This window comes from Gluconacetobacter dulcium, assembly GCF_014174165.1.
Taxonomy (GTDB): Bacteria; Pseudomonadota; Alphaproteobacteria; order Acetobacterales; family Acetobacteraceae; genus Gluconacetobacter; species Gluconacetobacter dulcium.
This window is the reverse complement of record NZ_JABEQN010000039.1, coordinates 1-19,787: the sequence shown is the minus strand read 5'-3', so window position 1 is coordinate 19,787 and position 19,787 is coordinate 1. Positions and strand designations below refer to the sequence as shown.

15 protein-coding genes are annotated in these 19,787 nt (G+C 64.3%); 11 read left to right on the top strand and 4 right to left on the bottom strand.

Going from position 1 to position 19,787, the window contains the following annotated elements; genetic code table 11:
- Positions 1-145: 145 nt before the first annotated feature.
- Positions 146-1,162: an IS110 family RNA-guided transposase gene (locus tag HLH25_RS19210; RefSeq protein WP_182975614.1), complete on the bottom strand. Its 1,017-nt coding sequence runs from the start codon at positions 1,160-1,162 to the stop codon at positions 146-148.
- A gap of 272 nt (positions 1,163-1,434) precedes the next feature.
- Here HLH25_RS19210 and HLH25_RS19205 point away from each other — a divergent pair, with 272 nt between their 5' ends.
- The 11 genes from HLH25_RS19205 to HLH25_RS19155 are packed head-to-tail and all read left to right on the top strand — an operon-like array spanning position 1,435 to position 17,266.
- Positions 1,435-2,313, top strand: a complete 879-nt coding sequence (locus HLH25_RS19205) for a hypothetical protein (protein WP_182975613.1) — start codon at positions 1,435-1,437, stop codon at positions 2,311-2,313.
- Positions 2,310-3,455: a YfaP family protein gene (locus tag HLH25_RS19200; protein ID WP_182975612.1), complete on the top strand. Its 1,146-nt coding sequence runs from the start codon at positions 2,310-2,312 to the stop codon at positions 3,453-3,455. Before HLH25_RS19205 ends, HLH25_RS19200 begins: the two co-directional genes overlap by 4 nt.
- Entirely contained in the window at positions 3,452-4,411 is a 960-nt protein-coding gene (locus HLH25_RS19195; RefSeq protein WP_182975611.1) for a hypothetical protein, read from the top strand. The genes HLH25_RS19200 and HLH25_RS19195 overlap by 4 nt, the downstream gene beginning before the upstream one ends.
- On the top strand, positions 4,408-5,373 hold the full coding sequence (locus HLH25_RS19190) for a hypothetical protein (RefSeq protein ID WP_182975610.1): 966 nt from the start codon (positions 4,408-4,410) through the stop codon (positions 5,371-5,373). The genes HLH25_RS19195 and HLH25_RS19190 overlap by 4 nt, the downstream gene beginning before the upstream one ends.
- 55 nt (positions 5,374-5,428) lie before the next feature.
- Positions 5,429-8,410: a virulence factor SrfB gene (locus tag HLH25_RS19185; protein ID WP_182975609.1), complete on the top strand. Its 2,982-nt coding sequence runs from the start codon at positions 5,429-5,431 to the stop codon at positions 8,408-8,410.
- A complete protein-coding gene (locus HLH25_RS19180; RefSeq protein ID WP_182975608.1) occupies positions 8,407-10,908 on the top strand; it encodes a virulence factor SrfC family protein in 2,502 nt (833 codons plus the stop codon). Before HLH25_RS19185 ends, HLH25_RS19180 begins: the two co-directional genes overlap by 4 nt.
- Positions 10,905-11,930, top strand: a complete 1,026-nt coding sequence (locus tag HLH25_RS19175; protein WP_182975607.1) for an SEL1-like repeat protein — start codon at positions 10,905-10,907, stop codon at positions 11,928-11,930. Before HLH25_RS19180 ends, HLH25_RS19175 begins: the two co-directional genes overlap by 4 nt.
- Positions 11,927-13,825: a vWA domain-containing protein gene (locus tag HLH25_RS19170; RefSeq protein WP_182975606.1), complete on the top strand. Its 1,899-nt coding sequence runs from the start codon at positions 11,927-11,929 to the stop codon at positions 13,823-13,825. Before HLH25_RS19175 ends, HLH25_RS19170 begins: the two co-directional genes overlap by 4 nt.
- A gap of 11 nt (positions 13,826-13,836) precedes the next feature.
- On the top strand, positions 13,837-14,538 hold the full coding sequence (locus tag HLH25_RS19165) for an ABC transporter ATP-binding protein (RefSeq protein WP_182975605.1): 702 nt from the start codon (positions 13,837-13,839) through the stop codon (positions 14,536-14,538).
- On the top strand, positions 14,535-15,731 hold the full coding sequence (locus HLH25_RS19160) for an ABC transporter permease family protein (protein ID WP_182975604.1): 1,197 nt from the start codon (positions 14,535-14,537) through the stop codon (positions 15,729-15,731). The genes HLH25_RS19165 and HLH25_RS19160 overlap by 4 nt, the downstream gene beginning before the upstream one ends.
- Positions 15,623-17,266, top strand: coding sequence for an SUMF1/EgtB/PvdO family nonheme iron enzyme (locus tag HLH25_RS19155; protein ID WP_182975603.1), 1,644 nt, complete (start codon positions 15,623-15,625; stop codon positions 17,264-17,266). Before HLH25_RS19160 ends, HLH25_RS19155 begins: the two co-directional genes overlap by 109 nt.
- A 45-nt stretch (positions 17,267-17,311) precedes the next feature.
- Here HLH25_RS19155 and HLH25_RS19150 read toward each other — a convergent pair whose 3' ends face one another.
- The 3 genes from HLH25_RS19150 to tnpC form a co-directional block, all read right to left on the bottom strand.
- A complete protein-coding gene (locus HLH25_RS19150; protein ID WP_182975602.1) occupies positions 17,312-17,791 on the bottom strand; it encodes a hypothetical protein in 480 nt (159 codons plus the stop codon).
- The gene (locus HLH25_RS19145; protein ID WP_182975601.1) at positions 17,791-18,492 is read right to left on the bottom strand and encodes a GAS domain-containing protein; all 702 of its coding nucleotides are present in this window, start codon (positions 18,490-18,492) and stop codon (positions 17,791-17,793) included. Before HLH25_RS19145 ends, HLH25_RS19150 begins: the two co-directional genes overlap by 1 nt.
- A 419-nt stretch (positions 18,493-18,911) precedes the next feature.
- Positions 18,912-19,787 (bottom strand): IS66 family transposase (gene tnpC / locus HLH25_RS19140; RefSeq protein WP_246402828.1); only part of this gene is annotated, 876 nt, incomplete at its 5' end.

Here is a 19,787-nt window from a genome sequence, read left to right as displayed (position 1 = left end):
CTACACTCTGTCTGCATCGGGTCTCTGGCCTCGCTCGCGGATTTTCCTTTTCCAACAAGAACTTTCGCCGTTTTCAGAGCCCGATGCACCTACTCGTGTGAGATATCCGGGTTAACGGTCAACGAGGGCGAATCTCTTTATTCTCTCAGGCGCTCCTGGCGCTGTATTCGTTGCCCGTCGTGAGGACTGCCCAGACAATCCTGGCAGTCTTGTTGGCAAGAGCGACGGATACGACACGCGCCGCCTTCTTCTCGAGCAACTTTGCAGCCCATTGCCGGCTGGCGCTTTCCTTGCGTGCAAGACGGATCACCGCTGTGGCGCCCAGCACAAGCAAGCGTCGGAGATAGCTGTCCCCCTGCTTGCTGATGCCAATTTGTCGTTCCTTGCCACCACTGCTTTGATTCTTGGGCGTCAAACCGAGCCACGCAGCGAATTGACGGCCAGACCGAAAATTCGAGGCATCCGGGACGGCCGCGACGATCGCGCTGGCAGTGATCGGACCGATGCCGGGGATGCCAGTCAACCGACGACTGACACTGTTTGCCCGATGCGCGGCGACAATCTGCTTCTCGATAGCGTCGATGCGTTGCTCAAGGGCCCTCAGATGCGCAACGATATCCTGAAACAGGTTCCGCGCGGGCTCGGGCAGCACCTCCTGCTCTGCGTGCAGCAGTGCAATCATCTGGTTCAGGCCCGCAACGCCAGATGCCGATATAATACCGAACTCGGCAAGGTGCCCCCGCAGGGCGTTAACCTGCATGGTTCTCTGACGCACCAGCAAGTCCCTTGTCTTGTGCTGAAGCAAGGCTGCCTGCTGGTCCGGCGACTTGACCGGCACAAAGCGCATCGTCGGGCGGGTCACAGCCTCGCAGATCGCCTCGGCGTCAGCTGCATCGGTTTTGCCCCGCTTGACGTATGGCTTCACGTAAATCGGCGGCATCATCTTGACCGTATGCCCGAAAGCCGCAAACGCCCGCGCCCAGTAATGCGACGTGCCACACGCTTCCATACCGACCAGGCATGGCGGGAGTGTTTCGAAAAATCGGAGAACTTCACCGCGCCGCAAGCGACGGCGCACGAGGATATTCCCAAGACTATCGATCCCATGCACCTGAAAAACATTCTTGGCCAGGTCGAGGCCTATCGTCGAAATCGTTCCCATAGGTGGCTCCATGCGTTGCAGACGGCGACAATCTCACCTTCGCACATTCCGTGCGGGGGCCGTCCACAACATCATCTCAGTCTGACTTCGGAGGACGACCGAACCACCAGATTGCCGGCATGACCGGCGCGCCATGACATTGGCCAAGAACGATTCGGAAATATCGATTTACGCTCTGTTCAGTCGCCCATGGTCGAATTACCCGGCTAGGCGCTATCGATTTCAATCGGGGTACAAAAACAGACCGGAAAGGCTTGACATAAGAAAAATTTATGCCGCACTTTGACGTCGTTGGTTTCAAGAATAGACGAAGGACGAGAGGAGAGGTGGCAAATGTTCTTCTCCGCAGCGATCCAGGCAAGCTGGTTCTTCTAGAATGGCGGGGGCAGCCCGTCATTCAGAGCAATGATTTCCTTTCCAATCTGTTGGATGGTGTTCCACGGACGAAGCTCGGCTTCGCGGAGCCGCTGGTCCGGTGGCCGCGCGACAATGAAGCCGGCGAAATTACCTGGTACGCCGACGACGGTCTGGAACTGCGCCGTCTGTCGTCATTTCCCGATGAAGAACGGGATCGCCTTGTCCGCGATCTCGGCATCGAGATCACGCGCGTGCGCGAGGCGGCGGCGCGGGCGGGACGCGCGCAGGCGCTGCTGCTCGACCGGGCCCTGGTCATTCCTGATCGGGAGGCGGTCTTTACCGATGGCCGGGTGTTCCTGTTCGCTCCGTGGGGGATGCTTTCAGGACGTGGACGAACGCTGAAGAGCGAGTCGGAGGGCGTGGATTTCGCCAATTCGGTGCTCGGGCGACTCACGGCCGCCAGGGGTGAGCCGGCGGCCCCGCCCGCCGGGAATCAAGGCGATGAAAAGCCCGATCCCCTGGAGGCGCCTTCTCCGAGGACCGAGATCCATCAGCACACGCCTGGCGCGGCATGTGCCGGCGATGGCGCGGCGCCCGCGCCGGCATGGACGGTTCCCATCGCGCCGGTATCGTATGGGGCGCGCAGGCCGCTGTCCCGGCCTGTCGCGGCCGTGCTGCATGGGCTGACCTTCGTCTGCTTTTTCTCCCTGGCGATGTGGACCGCTTTTTCGATCGCCGCCCATACCCGCATCCTGACGCTCGAAGGCCACCCTTTCGGTGACCTGCCACAATGATGCAGTTGATTGCCACGACCGATGCCAGGGACATCACGCCGCTTGCCTATCGGGGCCAGCGGGTCGTCGAACTGTGGTCCGAGTTTTCCGGCCTGTTCGAAAAATTATCCGGGGCCACCGGGCGCGGGCTGCTGGCCGAACCGGAAGATCACGGCAATGGCAGGATCGACTGGTACGGGATGCCGGGCCAGGATCATCCACAGGCGGAGCGTGTCGCCCGGTTCGGGCAGTTGCGCGCGGAGATCGAGCAGGCGGCGACCCGGCAGGCCGATCGTCTTTCGCGAACCGAGAAGGATCTGCTGGCGCTTCTGCCGCAGGTCTTCGCCATTCCGGACGAAACATATATCCGCTCCGGCGCGAACGGACCGCTGCTGGTCGGGTGGGGGCATCAGGCGGTTACCCAGAAACTGGCCCGGATCGACATCATGGGTGAGGGCCGGGCACCCCCGCCGCCCGAGGCGCCGCCTCCGCCACCTGTCGCGGAGCGGATGGATATCCTGCCGCCGCCGACCCCGCCCGCCCCGCCCCGCCTGCCCGGCGCCTGGCGGGAATGGGCGGTCCTGCTGGGAATGCTGGGGGGAATGGCCCTGCTGATCTGGCTGCTGGCGCATCTCGGCGGCGTGCTGGTGCCCTGGCTGTGCCTCCATCCGTCGCTACCGCTCTGGCTGCTCCTGCTGCTGGCGCTGCTGCTTCTGGGCCTGCTGGCATCGCGCCTGCCCTGGCGTGCCTGGCACGATCTTTTGCGGGTGCGCCGGGTCGGCGCGCTGGGGGGCACGCTCCAAGTCGTGCTCTGCTGGGGCGATCTGAACGATCTCGATCTTCACGTCATATGCCCGGATGGCCGGCGTATTTATTTCAAGAACAGAACGCACGGCGGCGGGCACCTGCTGCATGACGCCAACGCGCAGCGCGACGGGGCGCCACCCCCGACGCGCCGTCCCGTCGAAACCATCGTCTGGCGCGCGGGGCCGCCGCCCGGATTCTACACCGTCGTCGTCGATCCCTTCGCCATGCCGACGGCCGCTGCCAGCCGGTTCAGCGTGACCGTCCGTTATCGGGGCGCGGTGCTGGTGTCGCACCGGGATAGCGTGTCGGCGGGTGAGCGCATGATGCCGGTCTGCAATTTCGACATCCCGGCATGATGCTGCAACTGGACAGGACGCCGGGGGAGGTATCGGGGGCGCATCACGATTTTCTCGCCGCGGTCGCGGATAGGCTGGGGTCTGCGCATGCGGCGTTCTTCGCGACGCCTGCCCCGGACGGCGACGGCACGCTATGGATCGCCGATGGCACGGACAGCCGGGCGCCGGCGGATCTCGACCCGGCGGCCCGCGCGGCCTTGCATCGTTATGCGGGTTCGATCCTGTCGGACATCCGGCGGGTCGCCGAACGCGAAAATGGCGGCATCCGGCGGCATTTCGCCGTGATGCGGCGTATTCCATCGCTCGATTGCCTTTACGCCGTTGACGGGCGCGCGGTCGCCACACGTTGGGGCACCGCCCAAGGGAACGATCCGATCCGGGCGCTGGATGACGGGCGCCCCGCCGTCACCCACCGCGGATTTCCCGGATTGCCGCCGCGCCTTCTGTTGTCCGCGCTGGCCGGGACGGCGGCGGGCTTTCTGGTCGGGACCCTGATGCTGCGGGCCGTGCCGCCGCCACCGGCCTGCGCTGTCGCGACGCGGCCGGTGGACCTGCCACGCCAGAAATGGCAGTCACACGATTTGTCCATGTTGAAAGGGTGCTGGCACCGTATCAGCAACATGAAGACGGTGAATATCGTGACCCAGGCCAGCACGGCGGTCCAGGAATGGACGTTCTGCTTCGCCGATGACGGCACGACCGGCCAGCAAACCCTGCGATACACCAATGCGGGCCTATGCACGAGCCCCATCGCTGCGCATTTCGAGGGCGACACCCTGGTGATCGCGGCCGAGCGGTGTATCGACCAGCCGCATCACAACACGTTCGTTCAGACGGTGTACCGCTGCACGCGCGATGACGACGAGAAGGCGACGTGTCCCGGCTACACCGTCGATCCGCTGGTGCCGTCGCCCGGTCCGCCGGGCGTGGGCATATTCCAGAGGCCCGGGCCGTGATCATTCTGCGGACGGATCGCAGCGCCCTCGACAGCGACCGTGCCCGGAAGTTGCTGGCCGCAATCGCCGCGCGCCTTTCTCCGGCGCACGCGGCCGTCTTTGCGTCTCCCGTCCCGTCGGAGAATGGCGGAACGGACTGGCAGGCCGACGGGCGTGCGATGACGCCAGCTGAATGCCTGGACCCCGAGACGCTGGACCGATTATATCGCCACGCGGGCAGCGTGCTGTCCGACATCCGGCAGGTGGCGCAGACGGAAGGTGGCGTGATTCGCTCCGGGTGCGATGCGCTGCGATCCATTCCGGCGCGGGACTGTCTGTTCGTGGTTGACGGGCGGCCCGTGATCGCCGGGTGGGGGCAGCCCGGCTGTGGCGTGCCGGCCTGGGTGGATGCGCATGATGCCGGTCTCCCCCCCGTGCGGCCCCGGCCGGTGCGTCGCCCCCCTGCATTGGTGCGGACGGCCCTGACCGCGTCTGTCCTGGGCCTTGCGCTCGGGAGCGGGCTGGCGGCACGGATGCCGTTCGCGGCCGCCTGCCGCGAGGCCCGCGCGGCCGTCGCGTGGCAGGCCCATGATCCGCGTGTGGTCAGCGGCTGCTGGCGACGCATGAGCAATCTGGTCTCGGCCGAGAATGACGTCCTGACGAAAAACGATTACCGGCTGTGGCAGATCTGCATCGGCCCTGACGGGAGGGCGGGGCACCTGTCGTTGGAACTGGCGGAACTGGGACAATGCACGGGCGACGTCACCGCGCAGTTCGAGGGGGACGAGGCCGTCATCCGAACGGCGGCCTGCCATTCGGCCGGCTGGACCTACCTGCCCAGGGTATTGAGGTGCAGACATCGCGACGAAGACCAGATCGCCTGTGTTATCCATGTCGTGGTTGGGGAGGAACGCCTTCCTCCGCACTACCGGCAGGGACACGAGGGGTTGTTACAACGTGTAAAACCGGCAATAACGCCGTAAAACAGTGGCCCAAGACGACCATGTACAAACGGGAGTGACGAAACGGATGCTTGGCATGATCTCGTTGATTCCCGACAGTCTGATCCAGTTCGAGACCATTACGCTGAACGCGACCGAATGCGGCAGAATCCGAGCGAATTTCTGGGAGGAACCCACCGGCGCGGTCAACGGGGACGGGGCGCCGGAATTCATCCTGCGCGCGCTCGAGGAAGACCCCGAGAGCCGGAACATGGTGTTCCATGTCGATGGCCGCCAGCGGGTTGCGCCGGATGACGCAGGATATATCATCAGGCGCAAGGAAATTTTCGAGGTTTTTGAAAACGAATGGGTTCCGCTGCCATATCTGGCGCGGATCGGGAATACCGATAACGAGGGGTTTCGTCCCGGCCCGGCAAACTGGGTCAGGGGCCGGCTGCGCCGCGTGGAGACCCGCGAGGGCGAGGAGACGATTCTCCTCAACATCGCTTTCGACACCACGGTTGCACCGTATTTCGACGGGCACTATATGGCGCCGACCCCCGATGACGAGGCGCGGGGGCAGAAATTCGCATTCGTCGCCGAGCTAGAAAACATCTCCTGGCTGATCGATAGTTCCTGGCTGAAGGACTGGCTGGAGGAACTGCAACGCGAAGCCGCACTGGCCGTCCCGGGCCGCAAGCGCCCGGCGCCCGAGGACGGGGTGCAGCAGCCGGTCCTGAAACATCTTGCGACCTATCTGGCCTTTCTGCGGATGGTGGCGCAGGCGGGGGGGCCGCCGGTGGCGCAGATCCTGACGGTGACGAACGAACCGCCGGTTGCGGTAGATTTGGTACTGGACCTGGGGAATTTCCGCAGTTGCGGTATCCTGATCGAGGAACATCCGGGCACCCGCCAGCGCGAGGCCGACAGCTACGTCCTGGAACTGCGCGATCTCGCCCAGCCCGAACTGGCCTACGGCGACCCGTTTTCCAGTCGGATCGAATTCGGGCGCGCGACCTTTGGACGGGATTCCCATTCGCGCCGGTCCGGTCGGCCCCACGCCTTCGTCTGGCACAGCCCCGTGCGGACCGGACCCGAAGCCGAACGGATGATGGGGGCGCGAATCGGCACCGAAGGATTGTCCGGCCTATCCGCCCCCAAACGTTATCTGTGGGACACCCGGCCTTCCGACCAGGGATGGCGCTTCAATAATGGCATAAACCGTGACGGCCAGCCGTCCGATCCGGCGGTCAATGGCCCGTTTCGGCGCGCGATCCAGGATACGCTGGGGGCGCAGCGGCGCTTCAGAGTCGGTTCGGACGATGTGAAGGCGGCGCAGCCCGTGGGCCCCAGCGTGCTGTCGCGTAGCCTGCTGTTCATGCTGATGCTGAGCGAACTGATCATGCAGGCAATCATGTACATGAATTCACCGGGCTTCCGGTCCAAGCGACGGGACAGCGCGCGCCCACGCCTGCTGCGTTCGGTCATGCTCACCATGCCGCCGGGAATGCCCGTGGCGGAACAGCGGATTTTCCGCGCCCGGGCCGAGGCGGCAATCGCGTTCGTCTGGAACGTGACGGGGCGCAGGGGCAAACCGCCCACGCTGCGCGCCGAGCTGGACGAAGCCACGGCGACACAGATTGTCTGGCTGCATAACGAGGTGACGGAACGGCTCGGCGGCCATGTCGAGGCGCTGTTCGACCTGTATGGCGACAGCCGCGTGGGCGAGGAAGGGCGCCCGGCGGTCCGTGTCGCCAGCATCGACATCGGCGGAGGCACCACCGACCTGATGATTACGACCTATACCCATGCAGGGGGCGATGCGCTGTCTCCGCACCAGGATTTCCGCGAGAGCTTCAAGATTGCCGGCGACGATCTGCTGGAGCGTGTCATCCTGACCGTCGTGCTACCGCCGCTGGAAAGGGCGCTGACCGACGCGGGCATCGCCGAGGCACACCAGCTTCTGGTCCGCCTGCTGGAGCGGGATTACGGCAACCAGGACGAGCGCGACCGCCACCGACGCAGGCTGTTCGTCTCCACCGTTCTCGAACCCGCCGCGCTGCGGGCGCTGGGCCTTTACGAACAGGTCGATGATATGGCCCAGGGGGCAATCGGAGAGTTCGCACTGGGTGACGGCGCGACGGCCGGGGGAAATGACGACCACCGGAAGCGTTGCGCCGCCTTCCTGCGCGAGCAGATCGATATCCACATGCGCGGCCTGAACATTGGCGACGGACCGCGGGATTTCGACCCGTTCGCCGTGCGGGTCGAGATAGACGTGGAAACGATCGAAAAGGCGATCCGGGCGACGCTGGAGACGGTCCTGGCCAGCCTGACCGAACTTGTATGGGCGTATGGGTGCGATGTCCTGCTGTTGTCGGGGCGCCCGTCGAAGCTGCGCCTGGTCAGAAACCTCATCACGGGCGCGATGCCCGTCCCCCCGTACCGGATCGTCGCCATGCACGATTACAAGGTGGGCCGGCACTATCCCTTCACGGATTCCGCTGGCCGGATCAGCGACCCCAAAACGACCGTAGTGGTCGGCGCGACGCTGTGCATCAAGGCCGAGGGGAAGCTTCAGAATTTCGTCCTCAGGACGGGCAAGCTGGTCATGCGTTCGACGGCGCGCTTCATCGGCCGGATGGAGCGCACCGGGATGATCCGCAAAGCCGATATCCTGCTGGAGAACATCGATCTGGACGATCGCCCCAGCGGCGATATCCGCTTCTCGCTCGGGGAATTTGAAGGAATGACCATGATCGGCTTCCGCCAGCTTCCGCTGGAGCGGTGGACGACGACGCCGCTTTATTGCGTGGAATTCTCCGCCGGGACGCGCGATGAAATGCAGCGCCTGCACATGCCGCTAACCGTTGGATTTGAACGGAAATCCGATATCGAGGATGCCGAGGAAAAAGGCGATTTCTCGGGACGCGAGGATTTCAGCGTCAGCGAGGTGACCGACGCCAGCGGGCAGCCTGTTCGTTCCGGCCTGATTGCCCTGCGGTTGCAGACGACGCTGCATCCCGAGGGATACTGGCGCGATACCGGGTGCCTGACGCTGGGAGCGACCATGCCGTGACGACATTTGCCGAACGAACCGCGACGCTCGCCCGGTTGGCGGCCGAAGCCGCCGACTGGGTGGAGGACCATGCCCCTGAAGCCCCGGCGAGCTGCCGCAAGGTGCTGCGCCGGGAGCGGCGGATCGCGCGCGGATTGCAGCGGGCGGTCGCGCGACGGGCGGCGGTCGCCGTCTATGGCGCGTCGCAGGCGGGAAAATCCTACCTGATGTCCAGCCTTTCCTGCCCCGCAGATGGGACGCTGGAAATCAGCTACGGCGACCGGACGCTGGATTTCCTCAAGGACATCAATCCGCCAGGTGGCGATGAATCGTCCGGACTGGTCTCGCGCTTCACGCTTGTCCCGCCACGGCCGCCGGCCGGGGCACCGCCGGTGCCGGTCCGCCTGCTCTCGGTTTCCGACATCGTACGGATCGTCGGCAATGCGTTCCTGTCCGATTTCAAGCTGATCGGGGTTTCGGTGCCGCCCCTTTCGGATACCATGCGGATGCTGGAGGCTTTGCCCCGCTCGGAAGGAAAGGCCATTCTCGATATCGACGAGATCGAGGCCCTACGGGACTATTTCGCGCGCAAGTTCGGCGACAAGTCCTGGATCGCGGAACTGCGTGATGCGTACTGGGACTGGCTGGCCGTGCATGTCGGCGCACTGGCGCCACCCGCCCTGCTGGAGGCCCTTTCCCCGTTATGGGGCCAGGTCGAGGAACTGGGCCGTTATGCCGGGGAACTCGTCGACGCGTTGATCGCGCTGGGGCAGCCGGACCTGGCTTTCTGCGGGGTCGAGGCGCTGGTTCCACGATCGGACAGCGTCCTCAACGTCTCGACCCTGTTCCGGCCGTCGGCAGGGGCTGGGGCGGTGCGGCTGGTCGGAGAAAAGGGCACGGCCGCGACCCTGCCGCGGAACGTTGTCTCGGCGATCGTTTCCGAACTGGTGGTGCCGGTGGCCGCCGCCCGCTGGGACTTCATGCAGCATACCGACCTGCTGGATTTCCCCGGAGCCAGGTCGCGCCTACAGATTCCCGAAATCGCAGCGGCCAGGGGACAGGAAGGGACACTCTTCCTTCGCGGAAAGGTCGATTACCTGTTTGAACTCTACCAAGCCAACATGGAAACGACGGCGACGCTGCTGTGCGTCGCGGATTCCGCGCAGGAAGTGACCGGCCTGCCGGCGATGATCGAAAGCTGGATCGACGATACGATCGGCCGCACAGCGGCGCAGCGACGCGGGCAGGCTGACGCGCTGTTCGTCATCCTGACCAAATTCGACCGGCAGTTCGAGGAAAAGGGCGGCGCGGACGAAAGCAGCAGTGACGTCTGGGACAAACGGATCGAGGCATCGCTGACCAATTTCTTCAAATCGCGCTGGGTCGAGGAATGGAAACCGGGGCAACCGTTCAACAATGTTCAATGGCTGCGCGCCTCCACTGTGGGCAGCCTGTACCGGCGTGACGAGTTGGGGCGCGAGGGCGAAATGCTGCCGGAGGTCACGGACAGGATTGCGCGTCGTCGCGCCTCCTACATGACCAGTGGCATCGTACGGAAGCATATCCGTCATTACGAGCGGGCGTTCGACGAGGCGGTCAGGCGCAATGACGGCGGCATCGGCTATCTTGCCAGCCGGCTTCACGAGATCTGCGAAAGCGCGGCGCGAACCGAACAGCTGGAAGCGCGGTTGAAGCAGTGCCTTGCGAACATACGGAGCTTGATCCGGCCCTTTTACCACGACCCGTCAATTCTAGACGCCAGCGAGGATGCCCGCCAGGCCGTTGCGTCGATCGCGCTGGCGCTGCGGGAACTGCATCGTAACCGTCTGCTGGGGGCATTCTTCCTGGATCTGGGGCCGACCCGCCAGACCGTGATCGCGCTATGGCGCGACTTCCTGGAAACCGACGCCGAGCCGCCCCCGGTGCCGGAAAACGATCCGCTGGCCCAGATCCTGGGAGATGCCGTGCCCGCGCCCGCCATGCGCGAGGACCAGCACGACCGCTTCGCAGCGCAGGTCATGGCCTGTTGGGTCAAGGACTACTTGGTCGCACTTCCCGGCGCGCGCAGCCGCCGATTCGGGCTGGAAGACCATGGGGCGCGCCAGTTTGCGGACCGGATAGAAGCTCTGGCGCGCATGCGGGGTCTCCAGGAACGGATCGCCGAATCGCTCCGGCGCAACTGCAACCACGTAAACAGGCTGAACCTGTCCGGTGAAAAGCAATCCGTCATTTGCGTGGAACTGATCGGCCGGTTTCTCACCGGGCTGGGTTACACGGACCAGCCGCCCGCCGACCGACCGCGACGGGTCAATTCCGACCTGCCGATCTTCACCCGCCCGTCGCCGCCTTCCGGCCTGCCGGCGCTGTCGGAAAAGCCTTGTGCTTACCTGGATGATTTCTTTCACGACTGGGTTCTGGCCCTACGACAGCGGTTCGAGGAAAGCGGTCCGCAGTTCGACATCGCAGCTAACGAACGATTGGGAACGGTCCTGAGCGGCCTGGAAGCGGTGGAAGCATGAACGACGAGATCATCGTTAAGCCTGGGCCGCACGCCGAAGGCGCCACGATCGTCCTCCCGGGGCGGGCGGGCGAGGATTCGGAACGGGCGGTGACGCTGAAGGTGCCCGGCGACCATCCCGAGGTAAAAGGGGAATGCACGCTCGCCACGCAAGGAAACGACCTTCTGGTCCGGATTCCGCCCGCCGTGGCGAATTCTTTCGAGCCCGACTGCGGCTACCAGATCGAAATTCCCGAATTGCGGCTGATCGGCGACATTTCCGCCTGGCCGGCCCTGCCCGTGTCCGGCAAGACATACGCGGAGCTTGAGGCGGAAGCGCGGGCGCGGCGCACCCCGTCAGGCAGCGAACCGCCGCCGGCCGATGGGGAAAAGGAGCCGGAACCCGCCCTCCCCCCCGCACCCGCCACCGGCGCGGTGATCGACGGGGTGACGAAGCGATCGGGTGGGAATTGGAAGCTGCCCGTTTTCGGCGGTGGCGCGATGCTGGCGCTCGCGACGGCGGCAGCGTTCTTCCTGCTGCATCGGGCATCTCCCGCTGTCGCGCCGTTTGCGCTTCAGCCGTCCGCATCGACGCGGCCGCCGTCCGCCCCCTTGGTGTCTCCTCCGCCCTTGCCCACGTCTGCCCCCGCGTCCGCCGCACCTGCGGATGGACTGGCCGGATTGCCGGTTCCCGCCGTGATCGCGCAGGCCGGAACGGCGTCCGCAATCGAACGGGAGGCGGAGCGGCGACTGGCGAACGGCAAGCCTGATGACGGCGTTCTGCTGATGGAATCGGCGGCGGCGCGTGGCGAGGTCGGCGCGATGAGCCGTCTCGCCCGGCTGTACGACCCCACGCTCTTTGATCCGCACGGACCGGTTCCCAGCCCCGATATCCGCGAATCGGCCCAGTATTACCAGAGCGCGGCCAAGGCCGGGGATACAGAGGTAGGCACCGACCGCGCGCGGCTGCATGACGTTCTGGAAAAGCAGGCCGGCGCCGGTGACATCGGGGCGCAATTGGCGTTGAAGGACTTCTGGCCATGACGGTACGTGGTTTTTTCCTCACCGGCGCGCTCGTCGCGTGGATGCTGCCGCAGGCAGCCCGAGCGGCGGGCCTGACGCCGCTGCTCCAGCCAGGCAAGCACAGCCTGTACCAACGCGTCATTACCCGTCCGGGCGCCACCATGGCGGCCGACGAAACCGGTACCGCGGCAAAACCGGTTGACGGATTCGAGGTCTTTTACGTCTTTGCCCGCCGCCAAGATCGCATACAGGTCGGCGACAGCGTTTCTGGTCCGGCGCTGGGGTGGATCGAGGAAAGCCGGACAATCCCGTGGCCACACACCATGATCGCGACGTTCACCAACCCCGCCGGACGTAACCGCGTCCTGTTCCTAGACACGCCCGGACATGAGCAAGATCTGCTGACCGCGCCGGATTCGGGGGCTCGGGCAGCCGCACTGCTCCGGGACGCGCAGGCGGGCAAGCCGGGGCCGGTGATTGCGATCGAACCGGAAAACTATGTCGATATCAAGAAGAATTTCTATCTTCTTCCGGTTCTCGACGCCACAGTGACGGATCGGGACAGCGGGCCGTCGGTCCATATGCTGCATGTCATTTCCGCCCCGGCTGCCGGAACGGGAACGCAACCGCTCTCGTCGCCCGAGGCGCTCCGGCAGTTTCGTGCCGGCCTGGTCTTCGTCATTGATACGACAGCAAGCATGCAACCCTATATCGACCAAACGCGCGCGGCGATCGGCGATATCATCCATACCATGCAGAACACGGCCGTCGCTCGGAATTTCCGTTTCGGGCTGGTCGCCTATCGCGACAGCCTGTCGGATACGCCGGGGCTCGAATACGCTACCAAGGTTTATGCCACGCCGGATCTCGGCCGGCCGATCGATGCCATCTTGCCCGCCATTTCCGGCGTGCATGATGCGTCCGTTTCGTCATCGAGCTTCGACGAGGACGCGGTGGCCGGTGTCCGGTCCGCCATAGACAGCGTGAACTGGGACCAGTTCGGCGGCCGCTACCTGGTCCTGATCACCGACGCGGGCGCGCGGGGCGGCGACGACCCGCACAGCCTGACGCATCTGGGCATTGACGAGGCACGACAACTTGCCGCGGCCAAGGGCATTGCGCTGTTCGTCGTACACCTGCTGACCCCAGCGGGCGATGCGGCGCACGACCACGCCCATGCGGCGTCGCAATATCGCGCCCTGTCGAAATTCGGCTCTGCCGGCAGCCTGTATTATCCCGTCGCGGGCGGAGCACCGGAGGCCTTCCGTCCAGTGGTACAGTCCCTCTCGACGTCGCTACTCCAGCAGGTGGCGGACACGACGGGGCGGCCGGTTGCCGGCTTGACGCCCAGGGACGCGAAGCCGGACCCCAAAACCGCGGTCGTCAGTCAGGCGATGCGCCTTGCCTATCTGGGACGGGCGCAGAACACGGCGGCACCCGACGTGGTGCAGAGCTATACCGCCGACCGCGATCCGGCAGACGCCTTGCGCAAGTCGGTCGATATTCGCGTGCTCCTCACACGCAACCAGTTGTCCGACCTGGCAGCTTCACTGAGGACCATCCTGGATGCGGGACTCGCCGGCCGTACCACCCCCGAGACATTCTTTACCCAGCTTCAATCGGCTTTTGCCGCCTCCGCGCGCGACCCATCGGCGATCCGGCATGTCGACCGGATCGGACCGCTGCTGGGCGAATATCTCGACGGGCTGCCGTACAAATCCGACATCGCCAGCATAACGCAGGATTCGTGGCTGGCGATGGGGGCGATCGCGCAGCGCACGATTCTGAACAACATCGCCAGTCGTCTGCGCCTTTACGAGGAATTCGACTCCCGTCCCGAATTATGGGTCCATCTGGATCACGCGCAGGCTCCGGGCGAGGCGGTCTATCCCGTACCGCTGGAGGCGCTTCCCTGATCGCGAGACCGATGCTCCTTCATGCCCAGGCGCTGCAATGGCAGTCGCCCGACAGAAGCTTCACGCTGTCGGTGCCGGAATTCATTCTGCGCGCAGGCGATCGTGTAGCCATCGTCGGGCCGTCCGGCTGCGGCAAGAGCACGTTGCTTGGCCTGTTGTCGCTTGCATTGCGGCCGGGCACGGCCGGAAAGCTGGAAATCGACGGCGAGGACGTTTCCCCCTGCTGGAACAGGCGGTGGGGCGCGGCGGTCCTGGGGCGGATTCGCGCGGCTGGTATGGGCTTCGTGCCACAGATGAGCGCGTTGCTGCCGTTTCTGTCCGTTCGCGCGAACATTGCCCTTCCTCTGGACGTACTGGGCCAGACGGATCGCACGCGCGTTCAGGATCTGGCGGCGCAGCTAGATATCCTCGGACAACTTGATCGCATGCCAGCCACACTATCGGTTGGCCAGCGCCAGCGGGCCGCAATCGCCCGCGCGGTGGTCCACCGGCCCCGCCTTGTCTTCGCGGACGAACCGACGGCGGCGCTGCATCCCGATCAGGCGGCCGGGGCGATGCGGCTTCTGTTCGACCAGGGTGGCGCGGTTTCGGCGGTGCTCATGGTGACGCATGATGGCCTCCGTGCGGCGGAAACAGGGTTTTCGATCGTCAACGCCGTGCCGCATGCGGGCGGTGCATGTATTACGACCGCCAGGATCGGGCACGCTGCATGAAAGGGATGCTGCTGGTCGGCAGGCTGGCATGGCGGGACGTGCTATCCGAAAAAATCATGGCCCTGTGCCTTGTCGTCGGCCTGGCGGCGACGGCGGCGCCGCTTCTGGTCATCGCGGGATTGCGCGCGGGCCTGGTCGAAGGGTTGCGGGCCTCGCTGCTGGAAGATCCCAGGATTCGTGAAATATCGAACGCCAGCAACCAGGATTTCGATGCCGCATGGCTGGCAGCGCTGGGTCGCCGTCCCGAGATCGCATTTGTCAGCCCCCGAACCCGGACGCTCGCCGCCAGCGTGCTTCTGGTTCCCCCGTCCCGGCCGCAAGACGCGCGGCGGGTGGAGTTGCTGTCATCGCGCGCGGGTGATCCGCTGCTCGTGCCTGCATACATGCCAGCCGATTTCCACGGCATCGTCCTCTCGGCTCCGGCGGCGGCGGCACTGCATGTGCGCGCGGGTGACGCGCTGGATCTGCATGTCGCGCGGCTGGGGGCAGGCGTGGCGCAGGAAATCCTGCCCGTGCGGGTCGAGGCCGTGGCGCCGCCCCGCGCCACATCCCACGATACGGCGTTCGTGGCGCTTCGGCTGGCGCAGACGGTCGAAATCTTTCGCGAGACCCCCCTGTCCTGGTCCGACGCATGGGCAAAGGCCGGGCAGCCCCCGCATGTTTGGGCTGGTTTCCGGCTCTATGTACGCCGTCTCGACGACGTTCCGGCCGAGGACGCGGCCCTGCGCGCGGCGGGAATCGACATCGTATCGCGGGCCGGCGACGTATCCGGCCTGCTGGCCCTTGACCGCCGCATGATCTTGCTATTCCGGCTGACCGCCTGCATGGGCGTTGCCGGCTTTATCGCCAGTCTCGCGGCGGGCCTGTGGGCGAATGTCGAACGCAAGCGGCTGCCGCTGGCAACCCTGCGTTTCATAGGGGTGCCGTTTCTGGGAGGATTCCCGCTGATCCAGGCGCAGATCCTGGCGATCGGCGGCATCGCGCTGGCACTGTGCGGGGCGGCGCTGGTGGGGCGGGCGATAAACCTCCAGTTCGCGCAGATCCTGCCACCTGGGCACCCGCTCTGCATCATCGACGGCCGGCTTTGCGTCCTGGCCTGCGGGGTGACGATCGCCGGAGCGTTCCTGGCCTCGGCGGCCGCGGCGTTCCGGGCAGCCCGCATCGATCCCTGGGAAGGAGTCAGTACCCCGTGAAATCATCCATCGTCCTGTACCTGTGTGCCGCGGCAGCCCTGTCCGTGCCCGCATCTTCCTGGGCTGATACTTCGCCGTGGGATCCGAAATTTGTCGATCCCCATCCGCTGTCCGACGATCTGACACTACCGCTGCCATGCGGCGGTAGCATGGTATTTCGCCCCGTCGATGTACCCAGCGGCAACGGGGTGCTGGACGATACCGAAATCACGATCGGTCGGCCGGATACGGCGGATGGCTACAACCAGTTCATCCGCCGGGCGTACCTTTCCGCACCCTTCCGGGTGCCTGGGCATCCGGAACTCCGCCGTTATTATATGGCCAAATACGACGTGACGGAAAACCAGTATTCCGCCCTGTCGGGAGCTTGTGCGCCTCCGACACGGGCAGGCCAGAAACCCAGGACCGGAGTTTCGTGGGATGAAGCGGTAACTTATGCCAGCAAGCTGACATCATGGCTGCTCGCACACCAGGCCTCGGCGCTGAAAATTGACGGCACGCCGGGTTTCCTACGCCTTCCGGTTGATGACGAATGGTCTTACGCGGCGCGGGGCGGCATGCGCGTCAAGCCGTCGGAATTCACCGCGCCCCTGTGGCCGATGCCCGATGGCGGACCCGAAGCCTACATCGCCGCCGGTCCGGATCTCGGTGGAATGCAGGCCGTCGGACAGATGAAGCCCAATCCCCTTGGCCTGTATGACATGCTGGGCAATGCCGGACAGATGATGCTGGACCCATACCGACTCAACAGGGTCGGGCGGTTGCAGGGCCAAGTCGGTGGCCTGCTGGTACGGGGGGGCGACTTCCACGCCAATCCCGATGACCTGACGACGAATATCCGCGCGGAGTGGCCGCCCTATAATCCGAAGACGGCGCAGCCGACCCGGGATGCGGCGATCGGCTTCCGCCTGGTCATCGGCGCCGACGCGCTGGGATCGCTTCAAGCCACGCAGGAGGCGCAGAACGAATTCGACGCCCTGGTTCACAAGGCGAAGGAAGCACCAGGCGACACGCAGGCCGCGCTTGCCGCGTTGAAGGAACAATCCCAGTCCGACCCGGCGACATTGGCCAAGCTCGCACGCATCGAAAATGCCCTAGCTGCCGACAGCCGGGCCCACCAGGATGCCGAGAAGAAAATCTTCGGAGCGCAGGTCCAGGCATTGGTCGCGCTGGGCAACGACATCTGGGAGGTGAATCACGCGATCGAGACGATTCACAAGACGCAGGCGGCCCTTGGAACCCTGACCGCCGCACAGACGCAGCAGATCGAGAAACATCTCGCTGATCGCCAGAAAGAATTCGACGCCACTACGGAAGGCTATCTGGAACTTCTCGAAGCCGCTTCTGCCAGCCCGGTCATCGGAGAGATGGATGCAATCATTGCTGTCCAACACGACATGCTGCACGCACGTGGGGAAGATTATCTGTTTGGCATGCTCGCCTTGGCTCAGAAAAACCTGGAGTCCCTGCATGACAAGAAGACTGTCTCGGCAAAGGACATTCAGGCCGACGTTGCGAAAATTCCAAGCCAGTGAACCCAGGGGCGTGACGGGAAGAACCCGTCACGCCCGCTACGGATGCTACAGCGTGGAAAGCCTGTCCACGATGGCCTGCTGCTTCTGATCGGCGCGGGCCTTGTCGGCAGCGTCTTGGCTGCTGGCCAACTTGCCGGCCTCGTCCAGGTTCTGCACCGCCGCCCGGTATTGAGCGGTGGAGATGCGTTTGTTCTGTTCCATGGCAACGAGCCGTCTGCGTAGCGACGCATTCCGGTTCTGGAACGCCTGCAAGCGCTGGCGTTCCTGGGCGACGGCATCCTGCGCCCACGCGGCCTGATTCTGCGCGGCGGTGGCATTGCCGTGTGCCTGCGCCGCCTGAAGGCGCAGAAGGTTACGCTGCGCATCCAGATCCTGGCTTCTTTTCTGGTAACCGTTGCCAGCGGAACATCCGATTCCCGTAAACAGGTCGGCATGATTGGGATCGCATTGCTGCGCCGAACAGGCGGCCAGCAGCGCCAGAGGCAGCAAGCCGGTAAGGCGGACGCGAGATGCCGGTGCCGTCATCAACTGGCGGCCGTGCTGATGGACGCGGTTGGCATCGCGCCGACATCCGCTGACAGTTCATTTGCCGCCTGGGTGATCCTGGCCTCCTGCGACTTGAGCGTTGTGGAAATGGTCCCGGCTTCGGCGTTCTTCCGCCCGCTCGCGATATTAGCGGCGCTGGCGGCGGTCTGCGCATAATGGGCCTGAACCGCCTGCATTGCCGCGATATCCTGGCGATAATTGGCGATTTTCGCCTGATAATCAGCAGCCGAAATCTGGTTCGCGGCTAGCTTCTGCCGCAGGACAACCAGTTCCTGCTGGGCCTTCGCCGTAGTCTGTTCGGCCGCGGTGGCATCCTGCTGAGCGTTAACGACTTCCTCGCGATAGTGCGCAATGGCCTTGTTCGCACCATCTTCGCTCATTTGCTGCGCTTGGGTCCGGCTTGCCACGGCGTACCCGATAGCACCACCCAGCAGCGCACCGCCGGCTCCCGCGATCGCCGCGTTCGTCGCGCTATGCGTTGCCAGTCCGACGCCCAGCGCCGCCAGGCCACCGACCAGAGCCGCGCCTTCGCCCACAGTGGTGTTGAACTGCGCCTGGCGCTGACGCAACTGGTTTTCTTCCGGGCTTAGGGACGAATCGTAGGCAGGCGCCGCACACGCCGACAAAAGCATGCAGCCTGCTACCGAGACCAATGAAAGCTTTCCAATATAATAATTCATCTTACGATCACCAAAATGGGAGAATTTAACAAGCATATCGCACCCCGTGCCACGACCGCGCCATCATCGCAAAGGTGGAAAAAAAATCAATCTCTCTTCTTCTATAGAGAAAAGATTTTCTTGCAGGAACCAAGCGGACACTCCTTTTCCTCCCTATGCATTGTCAGGGGACATGGTGAGAATGCCTCTGCCTGCATTCAACACCTCATGATGGTCACCCCATCACTTCTTCATGAATATTTATAAATTTTCAACGACCAGAACATATATTGTTAATTTTCACTGAGAACTGGGTTCATCCGCACTTTACGTGCAGGAGGTGATTGTACGGCGGCCGTAGATTTGGGAATGGCTGAGGATCTGCCACTGATCCGGATTTCGTGCCCTTGTCGTAACCGGCCGTTTGAGACCGCCCTTGATCAAGCTGCCTGTTTGTGAGGTGTTGCCATAGGCTGCCCATTCCACGGCAACAGTTCGTGCAGACGATTGATCTTGTGGTCGTTGATTCTGGCGATGACGTCGGCGAGATAATTGTGGGGATTGAGGCCTGAGAGTTTTGCGCTTTCGATGAGGGTCATGGCGTCGGCAATGTTGTCTCCGCCGGCATCGGAGCCGGCAAAGAGATAATTCTTCCTGCCGATGCAAACCGGGCGCACGGCCCGTTCGGCGGCGTTGTTGTCGATAGCGACGCGGCCGTCCTCGAGGAACAGGGTAAAAGCGGGCCAGCGATTGAGGGCGTAGCGGATGGCCTTGGCCAGTTCGCCCTTGCCAGGGATGCGGGCGATCTGGGCCTGGCACCAGGCGTGGAAGGCCTCGACGCGGGGGCGGCTTTCCGCCTTGCGAACGGCCAGGCGCTGTTCGGCCGGGCGCCCCGCAATTTGGCGCTCGATATCGTAAAGCACCCCGATCTGGTCGAGTGCTTCCTTTGCAAGCGCGGAACCGCTGTCCTTCCAGATATCGTGGAATTCGCGCCGCAGATGAGCCCAGCAGGCGGCCTCACGGACGCGCATGGTGCCGGTCGCATCGGGCTTGTAAAGCTCCCTGAAGCCCGCATAGGCGTCGGCCTGGAGAATGCCCGAGAAGGTCACCAGATGGGTCTGGGGATTGATCCCTTTGCGATCGGGAGAGAACCAGTAGGCGACAGCCGGCGGATCGCTCCCGCCCCAAGGCCGCGGGTCGCGCAGATAGCCCGGATATCTCACACGAGTAGGTGCATCGGGCTCTGAAAACGGCGAAAGTTCTTGTTGGAAAAGGAAAATCCGCGAGCGAGGCCAGAGACCCGATGCAGACAGAGT